The 26,130-nt window shown below is 70.9% G+C and carries 25 protein-coding genes; 12 read left to right on the top strand and 13 right to left on the bottom strand.

Annotation, left to right across the window (positions count from 1 at the left end):
* Positions 1-46: 46 nt before the first annotated feature.
* From FBY22_RS22765 to FBY22_RS22740, 6 genes are all read left to right on the top strand, one after another.
* A complete protein-coding gene (locus FBY22_RS22765; RefSeq protein ID WP_142148767.1) occupies positions 47-379 on the top strand; it encodes an STAS domain-containing protein in 333 nt (110 codons plus the stop codon).
* A 153-nt stretch (positions 380-532) separates the two neighbouring features.
* On the top strand, positions 533-2,194 hold the full coding sequence (locus FBY22_RS22760; protein ID WP_399211670.1) for a PP2C family protein-serine/threonine phosphatase: 1,662 nt from the start codon (positions 533-535) through the stop codon (positions 2,192-2,194).
* Complete coding sequence (locus FBY22_RS22755) at positions 2,191-3,291, top strand: B12-binding domain-containing protein (protein ID WP_142148763.1); 1,101 nt, start codon at positions 2,191-2,193, stop codon at positions 3,289-3,291. The genes FBY22_RS22760 and FBY22_RS22755 overlap by 4 nt, the downstream gene beginning before the upstream one ends.
* Positions 3,288-3,674: an STAS domain-containing protein gene (locus tag FBY22_RS22750; RefSeq protein ID WP_142148761.1), complete on the top strand. Its 387-nt coding sequence runs from the start codon at positions 3,288-3,290 to the stop codon at positions 3,672-3,674. The genes FBY22_RS22755 and FBY22_RS22750 overlap by 4 nt, the downstream gene beginning before the upstream one ends.
* A gap of 125 nt (positions 3,675-3,799) precedes the next feature.
* The gene (locus FBY22_RS22745; protein WP_142148759.1) at positions 3,800-4,183 is read left to right on the top strand and encodes an STAS domain-containing protein; all 384 of its coding nucleotides are present in this window, start codon (positions 3,800-3,802) and stop codon (positions 4,181-4,183) included.
* Entirely contained in the window at positions 4,180-4,635 is a 456-nt protein-coding gene (locus tag FBY22_RS22740; protein ID WP_313905449.1) for an ATP-binding protein, read from the top strand. Before FBY22_RS22745 ends, FBY22_RS22740 begins: the two co-directional genes overlap by 4 nt.
* A gap of 5 nt (positions 4,636-4,640) precedes the next feature.
* Here the strand turns inward: FBY22_RS22740 and FBY22_RS22735 are convergent, their stop codons facing one another.
* Both FBY22_RS22735 and FBY22_RS22730 read right to left on the bottom strand, forming a co-directional pair.
* Positions 4,641-5,072 (bottom strand): ATP-binding protein, encoded by a 432-nt coding sequence (locus FBY22_RS22735; RefSeq protein ID WP_142148757.1) that lies wholly within the window; start codon positions 5,070-5,072, stop codon positions 4,641-4,643.
* A 136-nt stretch (positions 5,073-5,208) separates the two neighbouring features.
* Entirely contained in the window at positions 5,209-7,116 is a 1,908-nt protein-coding gene (locus FBY22_RS22730; RefSeq protein ID WP_142148755.1) for a long-chain fatty acid--CoA ligase, read from the bottom strand.
* A gap of 153 nt (positions 7,117-7,269) precedes the next feature.
* Between FBY22_RS22730 and FBY22_RS22725 the strand changes: the two genes are divergently transcribed.
* On the top strand, positions 7,270-7,503 hold the full coding sequence (locus FBY22_RS22725) for a DUF6480 family protein (RefSeq protein WP_142148753.1): 234 nt from the start codon (positions 7,270-7,272) through the stop codon (positions 7,501-7,503).
* A 14-nt stretch (positions 7,504-7,517) separates the two neighbouring features.
* Here FBY22_RS22725 and FBY22_RS22720 read toward each other — a convergent pair whose 3' ends face one another.
* The 6 genes from FBY22_RS22720 to FBY22_RS22695 all read right to left on the bottom strand — a co-directional run bounded on the left by FBY22_RS22720 (position 7,518) and on the right by FBY22_RS22695 (position 16,309).
* Complete coding sequence (locus FBY22_RS22720; protein ID WP_142148751.1) at positions 7,518-8,606, bottom strand: glutamate--cysteine ligase; 1,089 nt, start codon at positions 8,604-8,606, stop codon at positions 7,518-7,520.
* A 57-nt stretch (positions 8,607-8,663) separates the two neighbouring features.
* Positions 8,664-10,871, bottom strand: a complete 2,208-nt coding sequence (gene glgB / locus FBY22_RS22715; protein WP_142148749.1) for a 1,4-alpha-glucan branching enzyme — start codon at positions 10,869-10,871, stop codon at positions 8,664-8,666.
* A gap of 4 nt (positions 10,872-10,875) precedes the next feature.
* Positions 10,876-12,198 (bottom strand): maltokinase N-terminal cap-like domain-containing protein, encoded by a 1,323-nt coding sequence (locus FBY22_RS22710; protein WP_142148747.1) that lies wholly within the window; start codon positions 12,196-12,198, stop codon positions 10,876-10,878.
* Positions 12,199-12,226: 28 nt separating this feature from the next.
* Positions 12,227-13,945, bottom strand: coding sequence for a maltose alpha-D-glucosyltransferase (treS, locus tag FBY22_RS22705; protein WP_142148745.1), 1,719 nt, complete (start codon positions 13,943-13,945; stop codon positions 12,227-12,229).
* A 25-nt stretch (positions 13,946-13,970) separates the two neighbouring features.
* A complete protein-coding gene (locus tag FBY22_RS22700) occupies positions 13,971-15,938 on the bottom strand; it encodes an alpha-1,4-glucan--maltose-1-phosphate maltosyltransferase (protein WP_142148743.1) in 1,968 nt (655 codons plus the stop codon).
* 119 nt (positions 15,939-16,057) lie between these two features.
* Entirely contained in the window at positions 16,058-16,309 is a 252-nt protein-coding gene (locus FBY22_RS22695) for a DUF5133 domain-containing protein (RefSeq protein WP_142148741.1), read from the bottom strand.
* A gap of 244 nt (positions 16,310-16,553) precedes the next feature.
* Between FBY22_RS22695 and FBY22_RS22690 the strand changes: the two genes are divergently transcribed.
* Complete coding sequence (locus tag FBY22_RS22690) at positions 16,554-17,057, top strand: pep a2 (RefSeq protein ID WP_142148739.1); 504 nt, start codon at positions 16,554-16,556, stop codon at positions 17,055-17,057.
* Entirely contained in the window at positions 17,054-19,201 is a 2,148-nt protein-coding gene (gene glgX / locus FBY22_RS22685) for a glycogen debranching protein GlgX (protein WP_142148737.1), read from the top strand. Before FBY22_RS22690 ends, glgX begins: the two co-directional genes overlap by 4 nt.
* Positions 19,202-19,204: 3 nt before the next feature.
* On the opposite strand, the gene FBY22_RS22680 is transcribed toward glgX, so the two are convergent.
* Positions 19,205-20,008 (bottom strand): VOC family protein, encoded by an 804-nt coding sequence (locus FBY22_RS22680; RefSeq protein ID WP_174267242.1) that lies wholly within the window; start codon positions 20,006-20,008, stop codon positions 19,205-19,207.
* 194 nt (positions 20,009-20,202) lie between these two features.
* Here FBY22_RS22680 and FBY22_RS22675 point away from each other — a divergent pair, with 194 nt between their 5' ends.
* On the top strand, positions 20,203-20,523 hold the full coding sequence (locus FBY22_RS22675) for an ANTAR domain-containing protein (protein ID WP_142152462.1): 321 nt from the start codon (positions 20,203-20,205) through the stop codon (positions 20,521-20,523).
* Positions 20,524-20,559: 36 nt separating this feature from the next.
* Here the strand turns inward: FBY22_RS22675 and FBY22_RS22670 are convergent, their stop codons facing one another.
* Positions 20,560-21,354: a SigB/SigF/SigG family RNA polymerase sigma factor gene (locus FBY22_RS22670; protein WP_142148733.1), complete on the bottom strand. Its 795-nt coding sequence runs from the start codon at positions 21,352-21,354 to the stop codon at positions 20,560-20,562.
* Positions 21,355-21,866: 512 nt separating this feature from the next.
* On the opposite strand from FBY22_RS22670, the gene FBY22_RS22665 reads away from it, so the two are divergent.
* Positions 21,867-22,388, top strand: coding sequence for a hypothetical protein (locus FBY22_RS22665; protein ID WP_142148731.1), 522 nt, complete (start codon positions 21,867-21,869; stop codon positions 22,386-22,388).
* Positions 22,389-22,400: 12 nt separating this feature from the next.
* Here the strand turns inward: FBY22_RS22665 and hemC are convergent, their stop codons facing one another.
* From hemC to FBY22_RS22650, 3 genes are all read right to left on the bottom strand, one after another.
* On the bottom strand, positions 22,401-23,336 hold the full coding sequence (gene hemC, locus FBY22_RS22660) for a hydroxymethylbilane synthase (protein ID WP_142148729.1): 936 nt from the start codon (positions 23,334-23,336) through the stop codon (positions 22,401-22,403).
* A 129-nt stretch (positions 23,337-23,465) separates the two neighbouring features.
* Entirely contained in the window at positions 23,466-24,446 is a 981-nt protein-coding gene (gene ligD, locus FBY22_RS22655; protein WP_142148727.1) for a non-homologous end-joining DNA ligase, read from the bottom strand.
* An 81-nt stretch (positions 24,447-24,527) separates the two neighbouring features.
* Positions 24,528-25,277 (bottom strand): SDR family oxidoreductase, encoded by a 750-nt coding sequence (locus tag FBY22_RS22650; RefSeq protein ID WP_142148725.1) that lies wholly within the window; start codon positions 25,275-25,277, stop codon positions 24,528-24,530.
* Positions 25,278-25,391: 114 nt separating this feature from the next.
* Here FBY22_RS22650 and FBY22_RS22645 point away from each other — a divergent pair, with 114 nt between their 5' ends.
* Positions 25,392-26,093, top strand: coding sequence for a TetR/AcrR family transcriptional regulator (locus FBY22_RS22645; RefSeq protein ID WP_142148723.1), 702 nt, complete (start codon positions 25,392-25,394; stop codon positions 26,091-26,093).
* Positions 26,094-26,130: the final 37 nt, after the last annotated feature.

The raw sequence follows: 26,130 nt of genomic DNA, 5'->3' as shown, positions 1-26,130 counted from the left end.
ACCAGTGTGCACCGCGCAACCGCGATTACCCCTGAATGCCCACGTCATGCCTCGCATCTCACTGAGCCCCGGCGGTCGCACCGCCACCCTGACCGTGGACAGCGATATCGACGAGCGGGCGCGGCCCGCCATCGAGAGCGCCGCGGCCCGGCTGCCGCTCACTGTGCGGTATCTCACCCTCGACCTCGCCCGCGTCGACTTCGTCGACTCGGCGCTGCTCCACCTCCTGCGCACCGTCGACCACTCCGTCACCGGACGCGGCGGACTGCTGCGGATCGCGGGCCTGCGGCCCCAGCCGTCGAGGCTGCTCGCACTCGCCGCCGACCTGTGGCCCGAGGTCCGCTGGGAGGCCTACGGGGCCACCGCCGGCTCGAACTGATCCCGCGTCGGGATGTCGCCGACCGCACGCTCGTCCCCTTCCGGGTGGTTTCCCGGTGGCCCCTTGCCGTCACGGCGTCACTCGGGAGAGAGTTGTCGGAAGGAAACAATCCTCGGCCCGGAAGGCGGTGGGCGCGCACCGCGTGCCTTGTTTGTGGACACATCCCAGCACTCTCTCGTCGGTCCACTCGATGCCCCCACGGAGGGGGCCTGGGGCTCCGCGCCCTATCCCGTGCTCGTCGCCGACATCCAGGGCGGTGTAGTCGGCCTGAATCCGGCCGCCGCCGTTCTGCTGCCGACGGCCGCCGTCGGATCGCGCCTCGCGGACGTCGCGCCGGCCTGGATCGCCAGCGCCCACGAGCAGCTGACCCCCGGTCCGGCCACCGCGGACGACGCCGCCGGCTCGGCGGCGCACGGCTGCCTCGGCGACCGCGTCTTCCAGGGCCGCCCCAGCCGTACGGACGACGGCAATGTGATGTGGTGGCTCGTCGACGACACCGACCGCCGCAAGGCCGAGGTCAGCCTCGACGAGGAGCGCAGGCGCACCTCGTTCCTGGCCGCCGCCTCCAGCGCACTGCTCGCCTCACTGAACCTCGAACGGTGCATGGAGGTCACCGCCTCCCTCGCCGCCGAGCACCTCGCGGACGCGGCGGTCGTGGTGGCCCCGGCCAGGGGCGGCCGGTTCCCCGTCACCCACTGCGGTGCCGACGGCCAGGTCGTCCACCGGCTGGTGGAGGCCGAGCCGGCCGGCGTCCCCGGGCTGGGCGAAGCCCTCCGCGGCTTCCCCCCGGTGCCCTCGCGCTGGATAGACCCCGCCGGCATCGCCTCCTGGCTGGTGCCCGAGGACCTGCCCGGCGTCGGCTCGGCCGTGGTGACCCCCCTGCCGGGACACGGCGTGCCGGCGGGCGCGCTGATCCTCCTGCGCGCCGGCGACCGGCAGGCGTTCTCCGAGAGCGAGGAGATCTTCGCCCGGCTGTTCGCGGCCCGGGCCGGAGCGGCGATGTCGGCGGCCCGCATGTACGCGGAACAGGCGGCCATCACCAGCACCCTGATGCGCGACCTGCTCCCGCCCACGCTCAGAGCCGTGCACGGCGTCGAGTACGCGGGGGCCTACCGGCCGTCCGCGGAGAGCGACCGGGTGGGCGGCGACTTCTACGACGTCCACCCCGGCACGGACGCCGACCGGGAGACCATGGTCGTGCTGGGCGACGTGTGCGGCAAGGGTCTGGAAGCAGCCGTACTGACGGGGAAGATCCGCAACACCCTGCAGGCCCTGCTGCCGCTCGCCGGTGACCACCAGCGGCTGCTGGAGCTCCTCAACGGCGCCCTGATCAACTCCCATCACACCCGGTTCGCCACCCTGCTGCTGGCCTCCGTGCGCCGCCTCGGGCGGACGGTGCACCTGCGGGTCACCAGCGGCGGCCACCCGCCGCCGCTGGTCGTCCGCGCCGACGGCCGGGTGGAGCGCGTGGACACACGCGGCTCACTGGTGGGCGTCTTCTGGAACATCGCCTCGACCACCGCACACGTCGAACTCGCCCCTGGGGAGACCTGCCTGCTGTTCACGGACGGGGTGACCGAGGCCCGGGGCGGGCCGCTCGGCGACGAGATGTTCGGCCCCGAGCGGGTCGAGGACGCGCTCGCCCACTGCGCGGGCATGCCCGCCGAAGCCGTGGTCGACCACGTGCGGATGCTGGCCGAGCAGTGGGTCGGTCACGGCACGCACGACGACATGGCCCTGGTGACCGTGACCGCTCCCCGCCACGCCCACCTCAGCGCCGTGGATGGCCACACCCGGGGAAGGTTCACGGCATGACCGCCGCGAACGCCACCCACCCCGGCCTCACCGCCGTCCGCGACCGGCTGTGGACGGCGGTCCGGGCCGGCGACGAGTACGAGGCCTGCGCCGTCGTCGTCGGCGCCGTCGAGTCCGGCCTGGACCCCGAAACGGCACTGCTGGACGTGATCGGCGCGGTCCAGCTGCGCGTGGGCACGGAATGGGCGGCGAACCGGCTCACGGTGGCGCAGGAACACGCGGCCACGGCCATCCACGAACGGGTCGTGGCGGCCCTCGCCCACGACCCCGAGCACCGCGGCCCCGCCCCCAGCCGGTCCCGGATCACCGTGGCCTGCGTGGACGGGGAGTGGCACGCCCTGCCGGCCAGGCTGCTGGCCGAGGTGCTGCGCCGGCGCGGCTGGCAGGTCGACTTCCTCGGCGCGCACGTGCCCACACCCCACCTGATCGCCCATCTGCACCAGACGGGCGCCCGGGTCGTGGCCCTGTCCGCCACGCTCTCCCCCCACCTGCCCACGGCACACGCGGCGATCACGGCCTGCCAGGCGGTCGGGGTACCCGTGTTCGCGGGCGGCGCGGCCTTCGGGACCGACGGGCGCTACGCCCGTGCCCTGGGCGCCGACGCCTGGGCACCGCACGCCCGCGAGGCGGCCCGCGTCCTCGACCGGGGACTCGCCCGGCCCGAGCCCCTGGCCATCCGGCAGACCGTCGACGACCTGCCCCACCTGACCGACCAGGAGTACACCATGGTGGTCGGCACCCGGCGGGAGCTGCTCAAGGAGGCCCTCGTCGAGCTGGAGGACCGCTTCCCGCCGATGCGCGCCTACAGCGACCGGCAGCGGCAGCGCACGGCCGAGGACATCGGCCACATCCTCGACCATCTCGCGGCGGCCCTGTACGTGGCCGACGAGGACCTCTTCATCGACTTCATCGCCTGGACGGCCGACGTCCTGACCGCCCGAGACGTGCCCGCCCACTCGCTGGACCCGGCACTCGAGGTGCTCGGCCTCCGGCTGAGGGACTTTCCCCGCGCCACCCGCATTCTCCGAGCGGCACGGGACACCCTTGCCAGACACCTGCCGGCACCGAGGAAGCCAGGAGACGGACAGCACGTATGACGAACCCTCACCCACCGCTGTTCGGCCTCGAGGTCGACCAGGGACCGGACGGCGTGGTGGTGCGCGTCGAAGGCGACCTCGACTACGAGACGCACCGAGAACTCGTGGACACGGTCACGCCGTTGCTAGCCCCCGGCGATCCCGCGCGGCACCGCCCCGCCGGCGTGGTGCGACTGGACTTCGCCGGCCTGCACTGCGTCGACTCCTCCGGCCTCTCGGCCCTGCTGCTGCTTCGGCGCCGCGCCGACGAGGCGGGTGTCCGTCTGGTCCTGGAGGCGCGGCCCGTCGCCCTGGAGCGAGTCCTTGTGATGACCGGCACGCACGGCCATCTCACCGCCCACGAGCAGGACTCCGACGGCCAGGGGCGGCCGGGGACGGGCTGAGTCCGGCGCCGCCGGGAAGTCGTGCCGAATGCGATCGGGCGAGCCGGGTAACTGCTGCTGTGAAGCGAGCGGCAGAGATTCCTCGCCGGTTCGGAAGGAGCAGCGTGAGCGGGAGGGGACGTCGTATGTCCGACGATGAGAGTCCTGCCGTCGTCCAGCACCGCGTACGAGAGGGAGAGCGGGACGTCACCGTCGTGAGTGTGCACGGTGACGTCGACGTCGACAGCGCCCCACGGCTCGCGGAGGCGCTGCACGCGGCGGAGCGGGCATCGTCCGCGCGTACGGTCGTCGACCTCTCGGCCACCGGGTTCGCCGACTCCGCCATCCTGCACGTACTGCTGGAGGCACAGCAGGCTCACCTGGCGCGCGGCAGGCCGCTGGTGGTGGCGGGACCGTTGAACGAAAGCATCGAAAGGCTGTTTGAAGTGACAGGCACCGCGAGGTTCTTCGTCCTCGCCCCGGACGTCCGGTCCGCTGTGGAGACGCCCTGGGCAGTGACGGAGCGGTGAGCCGGCCCGACCAGACGGCCGAGGGGAACGGCGGCATGCCGGGCGGGACCCTTGCCGTGCCGCACGTGACGACCGCGGCCGCGGCACGCGAGTACGCCCGCTCGGTGGTGCGGCGGCAGTGGGACACGGCATCGCGCACGGCACGGGAAGAGGACGTCATCGACCTGCTCCTCGTCGTGTCCGAGCTGGTCACCAACGCCATCCGGCACGGCGGCGGACTGGCGGCCTTCGAGGTCGCCGCCACCGCCGAGGGGATCCGGCTCGCCGTGCACGACAACAGCGACGACATCCCGGACGTCGCCTACGGTTCCGGAGCCCTGCCGGTGAGCCACCACGGACACGGCTACGGCTGGCCGCTCATCATCCGCCTGGCGCGCGAGATCGTCATCGACCGGCGCGGCGGGGGAGGCAAGACGATCAGTCTGCTGGTGCCCCTGCGCGCCCTGCGTTAAGGCCCTCACCAGGGCAGGAAGACGTGGATGTCCTTCCCGGCGTCGTTGGTGACGACGCTGACCTGGCTGCACAGCGCATGCACCAGGTGCCAGCCGACCCCACCGCTTCCGTCCCGGTGGAAGGGGCGCGGGGCCGGGGGAGTGCTGCTGGTGTCGTGGACGACGAGGTGCACCCCGTCGAAGGTCGGGCGCAGCCGGATCTCGATGGGCCCGGGCGCGTACTGGACCGCGTTGGCCGTGAGTTCCGTGACGACCAGCAGTATGTCGTCCCAGTGCTCCGGCGCGGTCGGTGGCGTCACCTGGGCGAGATCGTCGAGGAACTGCTCCGCGTCGAGACGGGCGTCCGTCACATTGTGGAGCTCGCCCGGGTAGCGTGCGACCCGCTCCGGCATGTTGCCGGAGACCGGACTTCCGTGCCAACGGTGATCGGTTGCCATCTCGCCTTCCCGCTCGGCGGTCACGTCACTGCCCCGCCCCTGTGTCCCTGTCGTTTCCTGGTTCCCGAGTGCGCGACGGCTACGCGTACGCGTACCGAAACCGGCGGCCGTGACGAACACCGTACGTCACAGCCGCTCATCGGAACACGTTGTCGGCCTCGTCCCAGTTCGACAGCTCGTCCGGCACGGTCTGCCGCCCGGGTCGCGAGCGGGCCTGGTACATGGCGTCGATCTCGAAGGCGTAGTGCCGCACGATCGCGTCCCTGCGCAACTTCATGGAGGGGGTCATCAGCCCGTTGGCCATGTCGAACTGGTCCGGCAGCACCCGGAAGACCCGGATCGACTCCGAGCGCGAGACGGCACTGTTGGCGGCGGCCACGGCCCGCCCGATCTCCTCCCGCAGCGCGTTCTCCTCGCGGGCCTGGTGGCTCGGCATGTCGCTCTGCAGCGACAGAGAGCCCCGCCAGTACGCCAGGAACTTCGGGTCCAGGGTGATCAGCGCCCCCACGCAGGGCCGGTTGTCACCGACGACGACGGCCTGGTGGATCAGCGGATGCATCCGCAGCCGCTGCTCCAGGGCGGCCGGCGCGACGTTCTTGCCGCTGCTGGTGACGATGATGTCCTTCTTGCGGCCGGTGATCGTCAGATAACCCTCCGAGTCGAGGCGCCCGAGGTCCCCGGTGGCCAGCCAGCCGCCGCGCAGCACCGACCGGGTCGCCGCCTCGGCGTTGATGTAGCCCTGGAACACCGACGGCCCGCGCACCAGGATCTCGCCGTCGTCGGCGACGATGATGTCGGTGCCCGGCAGGGCCTGCCCGACGGTCCCCGACATCTCCCGGCCCAGCGGCTGCGCGGTTACGCCACCGGCGGCCTCGGTGAGGCCGTACCCGTCGTTGACGTAGATGCCGATGCCCTCGTAGAAGAGGGAGAGTTCCCGGCTGAGGGAGGAGCCGCCGGACGTGGCCCGCTGCACCCGCCCGCCCAGTGCGGCGCGCAGCTTGCGGTACACCGTCCGCTCGAACAGGGCGTGCTGCAGCCGCAGGTCGAACCCCGGACCGGAACCGCCGCCCAGCCGCTGGCGCTCCAGCGCCGCGGCGAAGTCCCGTGCCGTGTCCGCGGCCCGCTCGAACAGCGCCCCGCGGCCGGCCTCCTGGGCGGCCCGCAGGAAGTTCTTGTAGATCTTCTCCAGCAGGGAGGGCACGGCGCAGAGATACGAGGGCCGGAAGCTGCGCAGCGACGCGGCCAGGGCCTCCTCGCTCATGTCCGGCTCGTGCGCCATGACCATGCCGCCGCGCACGCACAGCGTCTGCACCAGCAGGCCGTAGACGTGGGAGAAGGGCAGGAAGGCCAGGACCGACGCCTGTCGTTCGCCCGGCGGGATCACGGTGTGGCCCCAGCCGTTCAGCAGCGTGTCGCAGGCGCTCGCCAGGTTGCGGTGGCTCAGCGCGCAGCCCAGCGCCCGTCCCGTGGTGCCGGAGGTGTAGCTGATGGCCGCCGCGGAGTCCGGCAGCACGATGCGGCGCAGTGACTCGACCGTGGCCAGCGGGATGAGCCGGCCCCGCTCGACCAGGTCGTCCATGGCCCCGGCGTCCAGCTGCCAGACATGGCGCAGCCGCGGCAGCGCACCGCACACCGAACCGACGGTCATCACCGCCTGCTCGTCCTCCACCACCACGGCCACGCAGCCTGCGTCCCGGAGGACCCACTCCACCTGCTCGCGCGAGGAGGTCGGATACAACGGCACGACCTCGGCGCCCACCGCCCACAGCGCGTGACTGAGCACCGTCCACTCGTAACGGGTCCGCGCCATGATCGCGACGCGGTGGCCCGGCGAGATCCCGGACGCCACCAGCCCCTTGGCCAGGTCCACGACCTCGTCGCGCACCTCCACGGCGGTCACCTCCTCCCACGTACTGGAGGCGGGATCGGCCCGGCGGGCGAGAAGCGGAAGGGTGGCATCGAGGGCCGCCGTGTCGAAGATGCTGTCGGCCAGCCCGCCGGTCAGGGGGGAAACGGTGGGGGGAGCGAGGGCGACGTCGCGCATGCGCTGCTCCTGAGCTGTACGGAGGGTGACCATGCCGACGGGTTCCGTTGTCGGCGGTGCTCGAATCTAGCTCAGGTGCGTGCGGATGGTGACCGGAACGTACGAAGTTGCGGACCCGTGATGATCTGATGGCGATCGGGGGACTCGGCGGACATGAGTTACGTGAATCCCGATCCGGAACCCGAACGCACCACCGGCCTGGAGCCCGGCGGGGGAGTGCCGCCCGGTGAGACCCCGCCCGCCGAGAGCAGCATGCCCGAGGCGGGGCCGCGCGAGACGCACAATCCCACCAAGGGCTGGGCGAAGGGGCCGCTGACGCTGATCATCGGTCTCGTCGTGCTGGTCGCCGCGTTCTTCCTGGTGTACGCCCTCGTCCTGATCTTCTGAGCACGCCGCCGGGCTCATTCCTGGGTGAGGCGCGCACAGGTGGTCACGACTTCCCGCAGACTCCCGGTCCGCTCCAGCAGCTCACGCTGGAGCCGCGCGCCGGTGCCGCCGTCCAGCAGCGTGTCGCACGCCGCACGCGCCCGCTCGAGGTCGCCGCTCTCCCCGAGCGCCTCCTCCACGTGCTGCAGCAGCCCCGCCACCACGGTCTCGGCGGGCAGCCGGCGCATCGTCGACGGATGCAGCAGTTCCTCCCCGAGCCCGGAGCGCGCGGCCCGCCAGGCGGCCAGCCGCAGAAGGCTCACACTGTGGTCCATCGGCGCGTGACCGGCCCGCCACTCCCGCGCCGCCGTCTCCACGAGCCCCCGCGCCAGCATGGCGATCAGTACGGCCGTCTCCGCCCGCAGGCAGACGTCCGCCACCCGGATCTCCACCGTCGGGTACCGCTGGGAGAGCCGGGCGTCGAAGTAGACCATCCCTTCGTCGAGGATCACTCCGCTCGACACCATGTCCGTCACCCGCCGGTGGTAGCGCTCGGCCGAGCCGAACGCCTCCGTCGGCCCGGCCGACGGCCAGCGCGACCACACCCGGCTGCGGTAGCTGTCGTAGCAGGAGTCCTTGCCCTGCCAGAACGGCGAGTTGGCGCTCAGCGCGGCCAGGACCGACAGCCAGGGCCGGATCCGGTCCAAGACCGCGACGCCCTCCTCGTCGGACTCGACCGCCACATGGACGTGACAGCCCAGCACCATCTGTTCCTGTACGGCGATGCCGTACTGCTCCGCCATCCACTGGTAGCGGCTGCCCCGCCCGACGGACGGGCTGACGGGCAGCGGCGAGGAGGCCAGCGCGGCCACCGTGCACCCGATCTCCCCGGCGTGCCGGGCCGCCTCGCGGCGGCACCGGACGATCTCGTCGCCGAGGTCCTTCATGTCGGCCTGCGGATGCGTGGCGAACTCCAGCATCTGGCCGTACAGCTCTTTCTCGAACACGCCCTCGTCCGCGCCGCTCTGCTCGGCACGAGCGAGAACGGCGCCGGACAGCGCCTTGGGTTCACCCGTCTCCGGGTCCACCAGGAGGAGTTCCTCCTCCACTCCGACAGTGCGCACGTGAGCTGCCTCCGGGACGTCGCGGGGTCTACGACGTCCACGAGTACCCCCTGACGGTCACACCAAGGGGGCCAGCCAGACCGTCGCCAGCGGCGGCAGGGTGAGGGTGATCCTCCCGTCCTCCGGCTTGAGGTCGTCCGCGTTGGTGACATCGCCGCCGCCGTAGCACGCGGCGTCGGTGTTGAGGACCTCGCGCCAGACGGGCACGTCGTCGGGGACGCCCAGCGTGTACTCGTGCCGGACGACCGGCGAGAAGTTGGACACCGCCAGCAGGGGGCTGCCGTCTGCGGCGAACCGCAGGAACGCGAAGACGTTGTCCTCGGCCGCGTCGCCCAGCACCCACCGGAAGCCCGCCGGATCGGTGTCCCGCTGCCACAGGGCCGGCGTGCGGTGGTACAGGCGGTTGAGGTCGCGGACCAGGTCCCGCACCCCGCGGTGGTCGCCCTCGGCCACGTAGTCCGGATCGAGCAGCCACCACTCGGGCCCGTGCGCCTCCGACCACTCCGCGCCCTGCGCGAACTCCTGCCCCATGAACAGCAGTTGCTTGCCCGGGTGGGCCCACATGAAGCCCAGGTAGGCACGGTGGTTGGCGCGCCGCTGCCACCAGTCCCCCGGCATCTTCGACACCAGTGCCTGCTTGCCGTGGACGACCTCGTCGTGCGAGATCGGCAGCACGTAGTTCTCGCTGTAGGCGTACACCATCGAGAACGTCATCTCGTTGTGGTGGTACTTGCGATGCACCGGCTCTTTGCTCATGTACTGCAGAGAATCGTGCATCCAGCCCATGTTCCACTTCAGGCCGAAGCCCAGGCCGCCGCTGTCGGTCGGACGCGTCACGCCGTCCCAGGCGGTCGACTCCTCCGCGATGGTCACGACCCCGGGGTTGCGCCGGTAGACGGTGGCGTTCATCTCCCGCAGGAAGTCCGCCGCGGCCAGATCCTCCCGGCCGCCGAACACGTTCGGCTCCCACTGGCCGGAGTCACGCGAGTAGTCCAGGTAGAGCATGGAAGCCACGGCGTCCACCCGCAGGCCGTCCACGTGGAACTCCTCGCACCAGTAAGTGGCGTTGGCGACCAGGAAGTTGCGGACCTCGGTGCGGGCGTAGTCGAACTCGTACGTGCCCCAGTCAGGGTGCTCGGCCCGCCGCGCGTCGCCGGGCTCGTACAGCGGGTCCCCGTCGAAGCGGGCCAGCGCCCAGTCATCCTTGGGGAAGTGGGCCGGCACCCAGTCCACGATCACGCCGATGCCGGCCTGGTGCAGAGCATCCACCAGGTACTTGAAGTCGTCGGGCGTACCCAGCCGAGAGGCCGGAGCGTAGAACCCGGTGACCTGATAACCCCAGGAACCGGCGAACGGGTGCTGGGCCACCGGCATGAACTCGACATGCGTGAAACCGAGATCCCTGACGTACGACGGCAGTTCCTCGGCCAACTGACGGTAGGTCAGCCCCGGGCGCCAGGAGGGGAGGTGGACCTCGTAGACCGAGAAGGGCGCCTGGTGCACCGGGACGTCACCACGGTGCGCCATCCACTTCGCGTCACCCCACTTGTGATGGGAGGCGTGCACGATCGACGCCGTGTCCGGCGGTACCTCCGCGCACCGCGCCATCGGATCGGCCTTGAGGAAGCGGTGGCCGTAACGGGAGGTGATCTCGAACTTGTAGCGCGCGCCCTCACCGATGCCCGGCACGAACAGCTCCCAGACACCGGATGAGCCCAGCGACCGCATCGGCAGGGCCGTGCCGTCCCAGCAGGTGAAGTCACCGGCGACACGCACGCCTTGGGCGTTGGGGGCCCACACCGTGAACCGGGTGCCGGCCACGCCCTCGTGGGTCATCGGCTCGGCGCCCAGCGCCTTCCAGAGCTGCTCGTGCCGTCCCTCGGCGATCAGATGCAGGTCCAGTTCGCCGAGGGCGGGCAGGAAGCGGTACGGATCGGCCGTCTGGTGCTCCCCGTCCTCGTACGTCACCGCCAGCTTGTACTTGCGCGGGATCGACTTCAGCGGGAGCACGCCGGAGAACAGGCCGTCGCCCTCGGACGTCAGCCGGTGCCGCTTCCTGCCGATCACGACACTGACCGCGCGGGCGTACGGCCGCAGGGTCCGGAAGGCGATGCCGCCGGGGACCGGATGGGCGCCCAGCAGCGCGTGCGGATCGTGGTGCCGGCCGGACAGCAGCCGCTCACGGTCGCCGTCGTCCAGCGGCGGGGCGGCCCCGGACAGGTCAGGGCCGGAGGGCTCGGGAAGTGAGGTCTCGCGCAGAGCCATGGGGTCAGCCTCCTCTTACGGCGAGACGCTCGATCGCCGCCATCGGTACGGGTAGCCAGTCGGGTCGGTGCCGGGCCTCGTAGAGGACCTCGTACACCGCCCGATCCGTCTCATAGGCACGCAACAGCCCGTGCTTCTTGCGCGGGTCCCAGCCGGCCCGGTCGGCATAGCCCGCGCAGTACGCCTCCCGGCAGCGGCGCGCCCACTCCGGGCGCCAGGGGCGGCGCTGCCGTGCCGCGTAGTCGAAGGAGCGCAGCATCCCGGCGATGTCCCTGACCGGGGACTGGGTGCCGCGCCGCTCGGCGAGGGGCCGGGACGGCTCGCCCTCGAAGTCGATGACGAACCAGTCCCGGCCGGCCCGCAGGACCTGACCGAGGTGCAGGTCGCCGTGGACGCGCTGGGCGGGCGGCCCGGGGTCGCACGAGATGAGGGCGCCGAACGCGGTGCGCAGCCCCGGGACGTACGGGCGCAGCGCGGGGACGGCCTGGGCGGCGGCGTCCAGGCGCTCGGCCATCGCCGCCGCCGTGCGGGCCCCCTCGTCATGGGTGCCGGTGGGAAAGGCGGCACCCAGCGCGAGGTGCACCTCCGCCGTGGCCCGGCCCAGCTCACGGGCCTGCGCGGCGAAGTCGTCACCCGTGGCCAGCGCGCGCAGCGCCAGCGTCCAGCCGTCGGAGGCACCCCGCAGGAAGGGCTGCAGCACCCCGAGCGTCGCCTCGTGCGGATACGTGGTCCGGAACCATGCCACCGGCGCCGGCACCCGCCGGCAGCCCTCCCCGGCCAGCGCCCCCGGCACCTCCAGGTCGGGATTGACGCCCGGCTGGATGCGCCGGAAGACCTTCAGGATGAACTCCTCGCCGTACACCAGCGACGAGTTGGACTGCTCCGCGTCCAGGACACGCGGGACCAGCCCGGCGGGCACCGCCATGGAGGGCGCCGCCTCGAAGAGCAGCGGTCCCGACCTGCCGGGGCACCTCAGCCGCTCCAACAACAGCTGGGCCGACCGGGGGTCCTGCAGCGCGTCGTACACCGTCAGGCCGGCCAGCGGGCCGGTCCCGGCCCTGCCGATCAACGCCCGTCCCAGGCGCGGCGAGACGTGCTCCCGCACACCCAGCAGCAGTTGGTAGCAGTCCGGACCGGCCTGCACCAGCAGGTGCAGACAGCCCGGGAACACCTCGGTCAGGGACAGCAGGCCGAGTTCCGTGACCGGCCGGTCCTTGCCCGCGAACCAGCGCTGCCTGGGCAGCCACTCGCGCAGCAGCCCGTCGAGCGAGGCCATGGGATCGGCGACGACGGCCTGTCTCGGACTCAGTGATGCGGTCTTCGGCATGGTGACGCGTCCTTTCCTCGGCACACGTTCAAAGGCGTCGGCCGATGCGGGATGCGACTCGGGAGAGCCGGAACCAGTAGAAGCCGTGGCCTGCGAGGGTCAGCAAGTAGGGGAGTTCGCCGATGGCCGGGAAGCGCACGCCGCCGATGAGCTCCACCGGATGCCGGCCGTCGAACTCGCGCAGGTCGAGCTCGGTGGGCTGGGCGAACCGGGAGAAATTGTGCACGCACAGCACGAGATCGTCCTTGTACTCGCGCAGGAAAGCCAGCACCGCCGGGTTCGATGACTGCAGTTCGGTGAAGGTGCCCAGTCCGAACGCGGGATTCTGCTTGCGGATCTCGATCATGCGGCGTGTCCAGTGCAGCAGGGAGGACGGGGAGGACATGGAGGCCTCGACGTTCGTCACCTGATAGCCATAGACCGGGTCCATGATCGTGGGGAGGTAGAGCCGCCCGGGGTCACAGGACGAGAAGCCCGCGTTGCGGTCCGGTGTCCACTGCATCGGGGTGCGCACGGCGTCGCGGTCGCCGAGCCAGATGTTGTCGCCCATGCCGATCTCGTCGCCGTAGTACAGGATCGGCGAGCCGGGAAGGGACAGCAGCAGGGCGGTGAACAGCTCGATCTGGTTGCGGTCGTTGTCCAGCAGGGGCGCGAGGCGGCGGCGGATGCCGATGTTGGCGCGCATCCGCGGGTCCTTGGCGTACTCCGCCCACATGTAGTCGCGTTCCTCGTCGGTGACCATCTCCAGGGTCAGCTCGTCGTGATTGCGCAGGAAGATGCCCCACTGGCAGCTCGACGGGATCGCGGGCGTCTTGGCAAGGATTTCTGACACGGGATAACGGGATTCGCGGCGCACGGCCATGAAGATGCGGGGCATGACGGGGAAGTGGAACGCCATGTGGCACTCGTCGCCGCCGGACTGGTAGTCGCCGAAGTAGTCGACGACGTCCTCGGGCCACTGGTTGGCCTCGGCCAGCAGCACGGTGTCCGGGTAGTGGGCGTCGATGTCGCGGCGGACGCGCTTGAGGAACTCGTGGGTGGCGGGCAGGTTTTCGCAGTTGGTGCCCTCCTCGGCGTAGAGGTAGGGCACGGCGTCGAGGCGGAAGCCGTCGATGCCCAGGTCCAGCCAGAACCGCAGCGCGGCCAGGATCTCCTCCTGGACGGCCGGGTTCTCGTAGTTGAGGTCCGGCTGGTGGGAGAAGAACCGGTGGAAGAAGTACTGGCCGCGCACGGGGTCGAAGGTCCAGTTGGAGGCCTCGGTGTCGACGAAGATGATCCGGGCGTCCCCGTACTGTTTGTCGTCGTCGGCCCACATGTAGTAGTCGCCGTAGGGACCGTCGGGGTTGTTGCGGGATTCCTGGAACCACGGGTGCTGGTCGCTGGTGTGGTTCATGACGAAGTCGATGATGACCCGCATGCCGCGCTGGTGGGCGGCGTCGACGAACTCGACGAAGTCGGCGAGGTCACCGAACTCCGGCAGGACGGCCGTGTAGTCGGAGACGTCGTATCCGCCGTCACGCAGCGGCGACTTGAAGAAGGGCGGCAGCCACAGGCAGTCCACTCCCAGCCATTGCAGGTAGTCGAGTTTGGCGGTGAGGCCCTTGAGGTCGCCGACGCCGTCGCCGTTGCTGTCCTGGAAGGAGCGGACGAGGACCTCGTAGAAGACCGCGCGCTTGAACCACTCCGGGTCCCTGTCCTTGGCCGGGGTGTCCTCGAAGGTGTCCGGGACGGGCTGGTTGACAGTCATGAGGCTCTGGCCCTCCGATCGGTGACTACGCTGACGACCTCTGGATGTGGAGCACGTGTGCCGGGGCCCGCCCGGGCTCGAGCCGCACATAGTTGTTCCTGCCCCAGTGATAGGTCTCACCTGTCAGTTCGTCGTGTACGGACATGAACGTGTGCCACTCCAGGCCGAGTTGCGGCATGTCCAACGAGACCGTGGCCTCCTGGGTGTGGTGGGGGTCCAGATTGGCGACGACGAGGATCCTGTCCTGGCCCGTGGTCTTGCTGTAAGCGATGACCGCGTCGTTGTCGGTGTCGTGGAAGCGTAGATTGCGCAGGCGCTGCAACGCGGGATGACGTCGCCGGATGGTGTTGAGTTTGGTGATCAGGGGGGTGATGGTGCGGCCCTGGCGTTCGGCCGTCTCCCAGTCGCGGGGTTTGAGCTGGTACTTCTCCGAGTCCAGGTATTCCTCGCTGCCCTGGCGCAGCGGGATGTTCTCGCACAGCTCGTAGCCGGAGTACACCCCCCAGGTCGGCGAGAGGGTGGCGGCCAGGACCGCGCGGACCTCGAAGGCGGGCCGGCCGCCGTGCTGGAGGTACTCGTGCAGGATGTCGGGGGTGTTGACGAAGAAGTTCGGCCGCATGTAGGCCGCCGTGTCCGTCGACAGCTCGGTGAGGTAGTCGGTCAGCTCCTGCTTGGAGTTGCGCCAGGTGAAATACGTGTACGACTGCTGGAAACCGATCTGGGCCAGGGTGCGCATCATCGCCGGCCGGGTGAACGCCTCGGCCAGGAAGATCACGTCCGGGGCGGCGGCGTTGATCTCGGCGATCACCCGCTGCCAGAACACCACCGGCTTGGTGTGCGGGTTGTCCACCCGGAAGATCCGCACCCCCGCCGCCATCCACACCCGCAGCACCCGCAGCGTCTCGGCGACCAGCCCGTCCATGTCGGCGTCGAAGGCGATGGGGTAGATGTCCTGGTACTTCTTCGGCGGGTTCTCGGCGTAGGCGATGGTGCCGTCGGGCCGGTGGTGGAACCACTCGGGATGCTTGTGCACCCACGGATGGTCCGGCGAGCACTGCAGGGCGAAGTCCAGCGCGATCTCCAGCCCCTGCGCGCGGGCCTGCTCCACGAACCAGGCGAAGTCCTCCATCGTGCCCAGCCGCGGGTGCACGCTGTCGTGGCCGCCCTCCGGCGAACCGATCGCCCACGGCACCCCCACATCCTCCGGGCCGGGGGTGAGGGTGTTGTTGCGGCCCTTGCGGAACGTGGTGCCGATCGGATGGATCGGCGGCAGATAGACGACGTCGAAACCCATCGCCGCGATCGCCCGCAACCGCCGGGCCGCGGTCCGGAAACTGCCGTGCGGCTCCTCGGCGGTCCCCTCCGAACGCGGGAAGAACTCGTACCAGGCGCCGTACAGCGCCCGCTCCCGCTCCACCAGCAGCGGCAGCGTCTCCGAGGCCGTCACCAGCTCCCGCAACGGATGCGCGGCCAGCGCCGCGTCCACCTCCGGCGTCAACGCCGCCGCCAGCCGGGAGGCGGCCGGACGTGACTCGTCGCGCAGCACCTCCGTCGCCGCCAGCACGGCCGCCCGTCCGGCACCCGCGGGCACCCCGGCGGCCATCCGCTGCAACAGGTCGGCGCCCTCCTCCAGGACCAGGCCGACGTCGATGCCGGCCGGGACCTTGATACGGGCGTTGTGGCGCCAGGTGGCGACCGGGTCGCTCCAGGCCTCGACGCGGTAGGTCCACCGGCCCTCAGAGGTGGGCGTGACCTCCGCGCCCCACAGGTCGGTGCCGGGGGCGAGTTCGCGCATCGGCGTCCACGGTCCGTGCGTGCCCTCCGGATCGGTCAGGACGACGTTGGCCGCGACCGCGTCGTGGCCCTCACGGAAGACGGTCGCGGTGACCTGGAAGGTCTCACCCGCGACCGCCTTCGCCGGACGTCTTCCGCACTCCACGACCGGGCGGACGTCACGCACCGGGATTCGGCCGATGGCCGGGATCGAACTCATGGGTCTCGCCTCCGCCGTGCTCAGGACCGGGCCGTTCGCCCGATCGGGAATTTCCAGCCGCGCCGGAAGGCCGTGCCTCCCCGCGGGTGTCACCGGTCCGCCGGTGGCGGACCTCCGTGCTAGGCGGTGCCCGCCCGGGGTCGTTCGGTCTGCTCCCCGAGGTAGGCGCCCAGGCTGCTGCGCAGATAGCGCTCGGCGGCGTCGGCGGCCTCGCGCGCACAGCGTTTGCCCATCAGCACACACAGCGTGTAGCCCGAGTCCTCGAAGGTGGCTCGCACCGTGCGGTCGGTGGGGGAGGCGAGCATGACCCGCTCCCAGGCCCGGTACCGCCGCAGTTGCCGGGCCACTTCGGCTTTTGCCGGTAGCAGCATGACGCCGTTCACCTTCCGGGATGTGACAAGCACGGGCAGAGAGAGGTCTTCACACATGGTGCATGTATGGCCACGCAACGTCTTGTTGGGGCTTCAACAACGCGCTCGTGTTGCACGAATGGCGTACCACTCCCACGCTTGAGGTGACTCAGAAGCGATCAGTGCTCACGCTCCGCGTTCGGTGGCCCCGTCCCGCCCGGGACGAGGAAGGAGCGGGAGCTTCGCCGGTGAGGAGCCAACGAAGATGAAGACCGCAGTGCCCTGCTACTACCACCTCGACGTGGAAGTCAGTCCGGAGCGGGTCGGACAGGTCAGGCGCATCCTGGCCGCACACCTCAGGCTCTGGGACCTGGAAACACTGGTCGAGCCGGTCTGCCGCGGCGCCGAGCTGCTGCTGACGGCCATCGATGAGCACGCCACGGACAAGAACACGTCGATCGAGTTGTGGTGGAACGGTCAGCACCTGATCACCGCCATCGGGGAGAACGACTGCGAACTGCGCCCGGACCAGGACCTGCGGGCCTGTCTGGAGCACATCGCCGTCATGAGCGACGGCTGGGGGTGCTGCGCGACCGACACCGGCAGCAAGGTCATCTGGTTCTCGCAGCGGGCTCGCGCCGGCGAACGCGTGCCGCTGGTCCCCGTGGCGCCCGCGCCGCGTCTGCGCGCGGTGCTGCAAGTGCCCCGCGAGGTGCCGGTCGCGGCTCTCGCGAGCGAGTCGAGCGGCGTTCTGGAGGCCGCCCGGTGACCGCGAAGCGCCGCCGCAAGGCAGGGGTGCCCGTGTGGAGCGGGCACCCCTACCCGTTGGGAGCCTCCTTCGACGGCGAGGGCACCAACTTCGCCCTCTTCAGCGAGGTCGCCGAACACGTCGAACTGGTCCTCGTCGAGGACGACGGCACCGAGCGCCGAGTCCCCATGACCGAGGTCGACGGCTTCGTCTGGCACTGCTACCTGCCCAAGACCGGCCCCGGCCAACGCTACGGCTACCGGGTGCACGGCCCGTGGCAGCCGGAGCTGGGCCACCGGTGCAATCCGGCGAAGCTCCTCCTCGACCCCTATACCCGGGCGGTGGACGGCCAGGTCGACAACCACGCCTCCCTGTTCGAACGGGCGTCGCACGGCCGCTCCCGGGCCGACAGCGCCGGCCACACCATGCTCGGCGTGGTCACGGACGCGGCATTCGACTGGGGCGACGACCGGCCGCCACAGCATTCGTACGCCGAGACCGTCATCTACGAGGCCCACGTCCGCGGACTGACCCGCACCCACCCCGACGTCCCCGCCGAACTCCGCGGCACCTACGCCGGTCTCGCCCACCCCTCGGTGACCGACCACCTGACCTCGCTGGGCGTGACGGCCGTCGAACTGATGCCGGTGCACCAGTTCGTCCAGGACGGTGTGCTGCAGGGCCGCGGCCTGTCCAACTACTGGGGCTACAACACGATCGGCTTCTTCGCCCCGCACAACGCCTACGCCGCCGGCGGCACCCGCGGCCAGCAGGTCACCGAGTTCAAAACGATGGTCAAGGCACTGCACGCGGCGGGCCTCGAAGTGATCCTCGACGTCGTCTACAACCACACCGCCGAGGGCAACGAGAAGGGCCCCACGCTGTCCTTCCGCGGCATCGACAACGCCTCCTACTACCGCCTGGTGGACGGCGACTGGGGGCACTACTACGACACCACCGGCACCGGCAACAGCCTGCTGATGCGGCACCCGTACGTCCTGCAGCTCATCATGGACTCGCTGCGGTACTGGGTGACCGAAATGCACGTAGACGGCTTCCGCTTCGACCTCGCGGCCACCCTGGCACGGCAGTTCCACGAAGTGGACCGGCTGTCGGCGTTCTTCGACCTGATCCAGCAGGACCCGGTCATCAGCCGGGTGAAACTCATCGCGGAACCGTGGGACGTGGGCGAGGGCGGCTACCAGGTGGGCAACTTCCCGCCGCTGTGGTCGGAGTGGAACGGCAAGTACCGTGACGCCGTACGGGACTTCTGGCGCGCCGAGGAACACACGCTCGGCGAGTTCGCCTCCCGTCTGACCGGCTCTGCCGACCTGTACCAGCACAGCCGGCGCCGCCCGCGCGCCAGCGTCAACTTCGTCACCGCGCACGACGGTTTCACCCTGCGCGACCTGGTGTCGTACAACGACAAGCACAACGAGGCCAACGGCGAGGGAAACCAGGACGGCGAGAGCGTCAACCGGTCCTGGAACTGCGGCGCCGAGGGCGACACGACCAAGCCCGGCGTGCTGGAACTGCGCGCCCGCCAGCAGCGCAACTTCCTTGCCACGCTGATGCTCTCGCAGGGAATCCCGATGCTCTGCCACGGCGACGAACTCGGCCGCACCCAGGGCGGCAACAACAACGCCTACTGCCAGGACAACGAGGTCTCCTGGATCGACTGGCGGCTGACCGGCGAACAGCGCGACCTGGTCGACTTCACCCGGTACGTCATCGGGCTGCGCGCCGCCCACCCCGTACTGCGCCGACGGCGCTTCTTCCGCGGGGAGACGGCGACCCACGCCGGCCAGCGGCTGCCCGACCTGGTGTGGCTGGCGCCGGACGCGCGGGAGATGACGGAGGAGGACTGGCAGCGCGGCGACGGGCACTCCGTGGCGGTCTTCCTCAACGGCGACGCGATCGCCGAACCAGACCCGTGCGGCCGCCCGGTCGTGGACGACTCCTTCCTGCTGCTGTTCAACAGCTACTGGGAGCCCGTGCACTTCGTGCTCCCGGACGTCTCCTACGGCGAACGGTGGACGACGCTCCTCGACACCGCGATCACGCAGGGCCCGCCGGACGAGACCGAGCACAAGGCGGGCGCGGAGACGATCGTCGAGGCGCGCAGCCTGGTCCTGCTGACCCGGCCCTCGCGCAGCGCCCGCTGAGGGTCAGCGCTCCTTGCGCGAGGTCACCGTGAACTGCGCGCCGTCGGTGTCGCGCAGCACGGCCTCGTCGCCGCCCTTGGACAGGACGCTGCCGCCGTGCCGCTCCGCGGCCCGCACACAGGCCGTCACGTCCTCGACCGCGAAGTGGATCTGCCAGTGCGGCCGAATGGTGGGGTCGGGGGCCGCCCCGAGCGCACCCGACTCGATGCGGGCCACGATGTCGCCCTGGCTGCGCAGCACCACCTCGCCACCCTCGTAGCGGACCTCGCAGCAGCCGGGGCGCTCGGTCGCCCAGTCCAGGACCTCGCCGTAGAAGATGGCGGCGTCGAAGGCGTCGCGGGTGTGCAGCCGGATGAAGGCGGGGGCGGCCGCGCGCCACTTCTCCCAGTCCGAGAACAGCGCGCCCTCCCAGATCCCGAAGGTCGCGCCGTCGCGGTCGGCGAGCAGCGCCGCCCGGCCGGGCGGGAAGGAGAGCGGTCCCACGGCCGCCGTACCCCCGCGTTCCTGCGCGCGGGCCGCGGCCTCGTCGGCGCTCGGCACGGCGAAGTACGGGGTCCAGGCCACGGCCATCTGCCACATGGAGGCCACGGCGGCGATACCCGCCACCGGGGTGTCGCCCATCATGGCGATCCGGAACCGGTCGCCGAGCTTGGCGGAGCGCAGCCGCCAGCCCAGCACGGCTCCGTAGAAGTCCTCGGCGACGTCGAGATCGCGGCTGGTCAGACTCACCCAGCAGGGTGCGCCGAACACGGAGTGCGAGGAGACCACCCCGGTGGCGGCGGTGGGGCGTGTCGTGTCGTCGTTCATGGCAGTTGCGTCCTGGTGTCGTCGACCGGCCGTCACCGGTCTGCCACCAGTGTCCAACCGGAACCGCTCCGTGCGCCTGCCGAGTACCCCGGAGGGGGTCGCGAAACGGCGGACGGGCCCGGTGGCGCGGGCCTGAAGGAGTGGCCACGATGGAGGAGACCGAAGGAGTTTCGACCATGCGCCGGGGAGGTGCGATGCCCAGGGACGGGGGCTCGGAGCGGATTTTCGAGCTGCAGGAGGAGGTCCAGCAGCTCAAGGAGGCGGTCGCGTCGCACGCCGTCGTCGACCAGGCGATCGGGATGATCGTCGCGCTCGGCCGCGTGGGGCCGGACGAGGGCTGGCAGGTGCTGAAAGAGGTCTCCCAGCACACGAACATCAAGCTGCGGAACGTGGCCGAGCTCATACTCATCTGGGGCCGCAGCGGGGTCATGCCCGAGGAGATCCGCGCGGAGCTGGAAGACGCGCTGGACCGCTTCGGCCCCACCCAGATACCGGGGGAGTCACCGGAGCAGTGACCGGCCCGGCCCGCGAGGGACCGGACGCGGCGCGGCTCAGCCGGCCTGCGCGAGGAGCTCCTCGCGCAACTGGGCGAAGCATCCACTGAGCAACCGGGACACGTGCATCTGCGAGATGCCGAGCTGCTGGGCTATGTGGCTCTGTGTCATGCCGCGGAAGAACCGCAGGTAGAGGATGGTGCGCTCGCGCTCGGGCAGTGCCTGCAGGCAGGGTGCGACCGCCACGCGGTCGACGACGACGTCGTACGCCGGATCGGGGCCGCCGATGGCGTCCGCGAGGGCGTAGCCGTCGGTGCCGGGCATCTCGGCGTCGAGGGACAGGGCGGAGAAGCACTCCAGGGCCTCCATGCCGATGCGCACCTCGTTCTGGCTCAGCCGTGTGTGCAGGGCGATCTCGGCGACGGTCGGCGGGCGGCCCGGGATGGTCTGGGACAGCTCCTTGGCGGCCTGCCTGACCCGGTTGCGCAGGTCCTGAACCCGGCGTGGCACGTGCAGCGTCCACATGTGGTCGCGGAAGTGCCGCTTGATCTCCCCGGTGATGGTCGGCACCGCGTACGCCTCGAAGGCGTGCCCGCGGGCCGGGTCGTAGTGGTCGACGGCCTTGACCAGGCCGAGGGCCGCGACCTGGTAGAGGTCTTCGAGGGTCTCGCCGCGCCCCTTGAAGCGGACGGCGATCCGCTCGGCCATGGGCAGCCAGACCTGGACCAGCTCGTCCCGCAGCGCCTTGCGCTCGGGACCGTCGGGAAGCCCTGCCAGCCGTTCGAAGGCCACTGCCGTGTCGGGGGCGTCGTCGTGCGGGTGGGGCTTGTTTCTACCGGTGGTGACGCGCATCGCGCGCACCTCCCTCGGGCAGTGCCGGGTGGACAGACACCATGGGAGAAGGGACTCGGACCGGCGGAGACATCCGGGGCCTGGCCGGCTCCCACGGACGTGCCTCCTGTCCGAAGCACTCAATGCACATGCCCAGGGTAGGCACATCCAAAACAAATCAGACATTCCGGCCGTGTTTGTGTGAGGGGACGCGCGAGGCGGGCCCGCCTCACGCCTGACCGGGGTTCCAACGCCCTGTACCCGGTGTCAGTGCTTCTCGTGGCCGCCGCGCTCGGCATCACCGCGGCCTCCTCGCTGCTGGGCCGGCTCGCCCGGTGATCACACCGTTCGGAACGTGATGTGCGGCACGCCCCCTCCCACGTACGCGTGGCACATTTCGCCGATTGTTCCTGCGCACGGCTTGATCAGTGATCAAAGAGGGTGAATTCCCTGGCCACAGCGCATTCTGCTCATTTGACAGTGCGCTGAGCACACAGATAGGAAGCAGCTCTCTGAGGTCGAAGAGGTGGATTGTGTACGAGCCGAACGTGGTCGGGGACTGGCAGGAGTACGACGAGCATGCCGGTCTGCGTGTCCGCGTCCACCGTCTGGAAGCCGCCGAGCCCCCGCGCGGCCGGGACGACGCGGCCGCCGGCCTCACCTACTTCTGCGTCCGCGTGACCGTCGAGAACCGCGGCGACCGGCCCTCGACCATCCACCTCGAGGACGGTCAGATCGACGTGCGGATCGGCCCGGACGGCGAGGCCGCGTTCATCGACTGGCGCAACTCGCAGTTCATCGAGGGCTTCGACGTCTATCCGCTCCGTCGGGCCACCGCCGTGCTGTTCGCGGCCGGCCCGGAAGCCTCCCTGAGCCAGGTCGACGTCCAGATCCAGCTGCGCGTCGACGAGGAGTGGGCCGACCGCCGGCTGTGGGCGGGCGGTATCGGACTGCACGAGGAGACGGTGGGCGCCCACGCGGTCTCCGCGCGGGACGTCCTGGCCCACCAGGTCAGCACCTTTCTGCGCGAACAGGCGGAGGAAGGCACCGCCTGATCCGCGCCCGCCTCAGTGCGGGATGCCGTCGATGATCTCGCGGGCACCCTGACGCAGCAGCGCCACGGCGACCGACGTGCCCAGGGTGGCCGGGTCGAGCCGGCCGGCCCACTCGTGGGCGTTCAGGCGCGTCTTGCCGTCGGGAGTGAACACACACGCCCGCAGGGACAGTTCGCCGCCCTGTGCCACGCGCGCGTACCCGGCGATGGGGCTGTTGCAGTGTCCCTGCAGCACGTGCAGGAACATGCGTTCCGCGGTCGCCTCCCGGTGCGTGTCCGGGTCCCCGAGTCCGCTGACGGCGTCGATGAGCTCGATGTCGTCCTGCCGGCACTGCAGGGCCAGGATGCCCGCGCCGATCGGCGGCATCATCGTCTCCACCGACAGGACCTCGGTGATCACGTCCTGGCGGCCGATGCGTTCGAGGCCGGACACCGCGAGCAGCAGCGCGTCCGCCTCGCCGGCCTCCAGCTTCGCCAGCCGCCGGTTGGCGTTACCGCGGAAGGGCACGCACTCCAGGTGCGGATGACTGGCGGCCAGCTGGGCGACGCGCCGCACCGCGGAGGTACCGATCCGCGTGCCCTCGGGGAGTTCGTCCAGTGTCAGACCGCCCGGATGGACGAGGGCGTCGCGGACGTCGTCGCGCTTGAGGAACGCGGCGAACGTCGTGCCCGCCGGAAGCGGCCGGTCGGCGGGAATGTCCTTGACGCAGTGCACCGCGAGATCGGCCTCGCCGGCCAGCAGCGCGGCGTCCACCTCCTTGGTGAACGCCCCCTTGCCCTCCACCTGGGACAGCACGCCCATCCACTTGTCGCCGGTCGTCTTCACCGGCACGACCTCGGTGCGCACACCGGGGTGCAGGGCCGCCAACTCGGCGCGGACACGCTCCACTTGGGCGAGCGCCATGGGCGAGTCGCGGGAGACGATACGGATCAGTTCGGGGACGGACATGCGGACACGATAGACCCCCGGAAGGACGCGTTCGCACCGTACGGACCTATTCGGACGCGCATCACGCCGACGCCGGGCCCGCGACGGAGCCGCTTCGATGTCCGCCGGCGAGCCAGCTCTGACGGCGGGTCAGAGCAGGTCGTCCGGGAAGTCTGCCGCCGCCTCCTCGGGAGTCAGGTCGAGGCGGAGGCGCAGCCACGAGGGCTGGCGCAGCATTCCGGCCCGGGTACGGGTGCTGTAGCGGACCTCGCCGACCAGGCGGGGCACCACCCAGTGGGCGCCGGGCACCGAGGGGACGGGATCGAAGGGGCAGACGGTGGTCTCGGCATCCCGCAGCAGCCCGGCGAGCCGGGTCCGCTCGGCCTCGCTCCAGCCGGTGCCCACCCCGCCGACGTACCGCAGCCGCCCCGCCGCCCGCTGTCCGACCAGGACCGCGCCGGGCAGCCCCGACAGCCGTCCCATGCCCGCCAGCCAGCCGCCCACGACGACATCCTCGCTGCGCATGTTGCGGATCTTGATCCAGGCCCGGGAGCGCACCCCGGGTTCGTACACCGAGTCCAGCCGCTTGCAGACCAGGCCCTCCATGCCGTGCTCACGAGTGGCGCTCAGAGCCTGCCGTCCGTGTCCGACGAGCGCGGCGGGGGTGGACCAGAAGGGCCCGTCGAGCCCCAGTTCCTCCAGCATCCCCCGGCGGCGGACGTAGGGCAGCGCGGTGAGATTCCGGCCTGCCAGGTGCATCACGTCGAACAGCACCAGGTGGGCGGGCACCTTGGCGGCCTGCCGCGCCGCCCGGGCGGGCGCGTGCGCCAGCCCCATGCGGGACTGCAGCAACTGGAAGTCGGCGCGGCCGTGTTCGTCCAGTGCCAGGACCTCCCCGTCCAGCACCGCGGCCGTGGTCCCCAGTGCCGCGCCGAGGCCGCGGAGTTCGGGGTACGCGGCGGTGATCTCCTCCCCGGACCGGGCCCGCAGCCGCACACGTCCGTCCCCTTCGAGGTAGGCCACGACCCGCTGGCCGTCCTGCTTGGTCTCGTAGGCCCAGCGGGCGTCCTGCGACACGGGCGGCAGCGTGCCCGGGGTGGCGAGCATGGGCGGGATCAGGGGGAGGGTCACGGGTGAGTTGTCGACGCCGCCGCGCGCCGTCACGCGCCCGGCCCACCGGTTTCCCCTGAACGGCGCTGCCACCGGCCGTCGTCAGATGATGCCGCCGTTGGCCCGCAGCACCTGCCCGTTGACCCAGCGGCCCTCGCGTCCGACCAGGAAGGCCACGACGCCGGCTATGTCCTGCGGGGTCCCGAGGCGTTCCAGCGGCGGCTGGGCGGCCAGCCGGGCGACGGTCTCCTCGTCCTTGCCGTCGAGGAAGAGGTCGGTCGCCGTCGGGCCGGGCGCCACCGCGTTGACCGTCACGTCACGGCCCCGCATCTCCCTGGCCAGGATCAGGGTCAGTGCCTCGACCGCGCCCTTGCTCGCGGCATAGGCGCCGTAGCCGGGGAAGGCGAGTCCCACCACGGAGCTGGAGAAGTTGACGAGCGCTCCGCCCGGGCGCAGCCGGCGTGCGGCCTGCTGGTCGACGACGAACGTGCCGCGGATGTTGGTGCGGTACAGGGCGTCGAGTTCGTCCAGGTCGAGTTCGGAGACGGGGGACAGGGGCATGCGTCCGGCCGCGTGCACGACGGCGTCGACACCGCCGTAGGTGGCCTCCGTCAGGTCGAAGAGGGCGGCGACCTCGGCATCGTCGCCGACGTCCGCGCGGGCGGCGTGGGCCGTACCGCCGGCCGCCTCGATGGCCTGGACGACCTCGTTCGCGGCGTCCTTGTTGCCGGCGTACCCGACGACGACCGCGAAACCGTCGGCGGCGAGCCTCCGGGCGACCTGCCGCCCGATGCCGCGTGATCCACCGGTCACGATCGCCACGCGCCGGTCCTGCTGGGGCTGAGTGGTCATGGCTGCATCCTTTGTTAGCGCTGCTACGACTGGTTCGTATCGACGATAACACAGATTCGTAGCGCTGGTATCTCCGATTTCGTATCGGTGCTACGAATGGGCTACGGTGGTCCCATGGATGCGCGGGAGAAGATCCTGGAAGCGGCCACCGACCTGCTGGCCGAGGCGTCGGTCGCCGATGTCTCCACGCGGGCGGTGTGCGAGGCGGCGGGCGTGGGTGCGCCGATGCTCTACCGGCTGTTCGGTGACAAGGCCGGGCTGCTGGCCGCCGTCGTGGACCGGGGCTTTGAGGCCTATCTCGCCTCCAAGCGGGCGGCCCGGCCCAGCGACGACCCGGTCGCGGACCTCCGCAGCGGCTGGGACAACCACATGCGCTTCGCGCTGGAGCACCCCAACCACTACCGGCTGATGTACTCGCCCGAGCTGACGGTCCCGCCCGCGGCGGCGCAGGAGGCACACGCCCTGCTGCACGGGATCCTCGAACGCTGCGCCGCCGCCGGCCGGCTCACCGTGCCGCCCGCTCTCGCCACTCAGATGATCATGTCCGCCAACGTCGGGGCGGCCCTGTCCGTACTCACCAGACCCGAGCAGTACTCGGACCCGGGGTTCTCCGAGCGGCTGCGCGACGCCGTGCTCGACTCGGTCACCCGCCCGCCCTCCGGCGCGTCCGACGGCCAGGAGGGTGACGGGGACAGGGCCGTCCCGGTCGCCGCCGCCACCTTGGCGGCCCGGCTTCGCGCCGCGCGGTCCCCGTCCTTCACCCCGGCCGAATCGGCCCTGCTGGGGCAGTGGTTGGACAAGCTGTCCGCCGGGTGACCAGCACCGCGCCACAGGCGCCGACGCACGGTTCTTG

The sequence above is a fragment of the Streptomyces sp. SLBN-31 genome (genome assembly GCF_006715395.1).
Lineage (GTDB): Bacteria > Actinomycetota > Actinomycetes > Streptomycetales > Streptomycetaceae > Streptomyces.
This window is presented reverse-complemented; position numbering and strand designations above follow the sequence as displayed.

Bases quoted from the DNA above. Each gene is read 5' to 3' on its own strand.
- treS (WP_142148745.1), bottom strand. From the start codon at position 13,945: ATGACTGTCAACCAGCCCGTCCCGGACACCTTCGAGGACACCCCGGCC.
- FBY22_RS22680 (WP_174267242.1), bottom strand. From the start codon at position 20,008: ATGAACGACGACACGACACGCCCCACCGCCGCCACCGGGGTGGTCTCC.
- FBY22_RS22710 (WP_142148747.1), bottom strand. From the start codon at position 12,198: ATGCCGAAGACCGCATCACTGAGTCCGAGACAGGCCGTCGTCGCCGAT.
- FBY22_RS22645 (WP_142148723.1), top strand. From the start codon at position 25,392: ATGGATGCGCGGGAGAAGATCCTGGAAGCGGCCACCGACCTGCTGGCC.
- glgB (WP_142148749.1), bottom strand. From the start codon at position 10,871: ATGGCTCTGCGCGAGACCTCACTTCCCGAGCCCTCCGGCCCTGACCTG.
- FBY22_RS22670 (WP_142148733.1), bottom strand. From the start codon at position 21,354: ATGCGCGTCACCACCGGTAGAAACAAGCCCCACCCGCACGACGACGCC.
- FBY22_RS22745 (WP_142148759.1), top strand. From the start codon at position 3,800: ATGTCCGACGATGAGAGTCCTGCCGTCGTCCAGCACCGCGTACGAGAG.
- FBY22_RS22730 (WP_142148755.1), bottom strand. From the start codon at position 7,116: ATGCGCGACGTCGCCCTCGCTCCCCCCACCGTTTCCCCCCTGACCGGC.
- FBY22_RS22700 (WP_142148743.1), bottom strand. From the start codon at position 15,938: ATGAGTTCGATCCCGGCCATCGGCCGAATCCCGGTGCGTGACGTCCGC.
- FBY22_RS22650 (WP_142148725.1), bottom strand. From the start codon at position 25,277: ATGACCACTCAGCCCCAGCAGGACCGGCGCGTGGCGATCGTGACCGGT.
- FBY22_RS22755 (WP_142148763.1), top strand. From the start codon at position 2,191: ATGACCGCCGCGAACGCCACCCACCCCGGCCTCACCGCCGTCCGCGAC.
- hemC (WP_142148729.1), bottom strand. From the start codon at position 23,336: ATGTCCGTCCCCGAACTGATCCGTATCGTCTCCCGCGACTCGCCCATG.
- FBY22_RS22690 (WP_142148739.1), top strand. From the start codon at position 16,554: ATGAAGACCGCAGTGCCCTGCTACTACCACCTCGACGTGGAAGTCAGT.
- FBY22_RS22735 (WP_142148757.1), bottom strand. From the start codon at position 5,072: ATGGCAACCGATCACCGTTGGCACGGAAGTCCGGTCTCCGGCAACATG.
- FBY22_RS22750 (WP_142148761.1), top strand. From the start codon at position 3,288: ATGACGAACCCTCACCCACCGCTGTTCGGCCTCGAGGTCGACCAGGGA.
- FBY22_RS22725 (WP_142148753.1), top strand. From the start codon at position 7,270: ATGAGTTACGTGAATCCCGATCCGGAACCCGAACGCACCACCGGCCTG.
- FBY22_RS22695 (WP_142148741.1), bottom strand. From the start codon at position 16,309: ATGCTGCTACCGGCAAAAGCCGAAGTGGCCCGGCAACTGCGGCGGTAC.
- FBY22_RS22765 (WP_142148767.1), top strand. From the start codon at position 47: ATGCCTCGCATCTCACTGAGCCCCGGCGGTCGCACCGCCACCCTGACC.
- FBY22_RS22675 (WP_142152462.1), top strand. From the start codon at position 20,203: ATGCCCAGGGACGGGGGCTCGGAGCGGATTTTCGAGCTGCAGGAGGAG.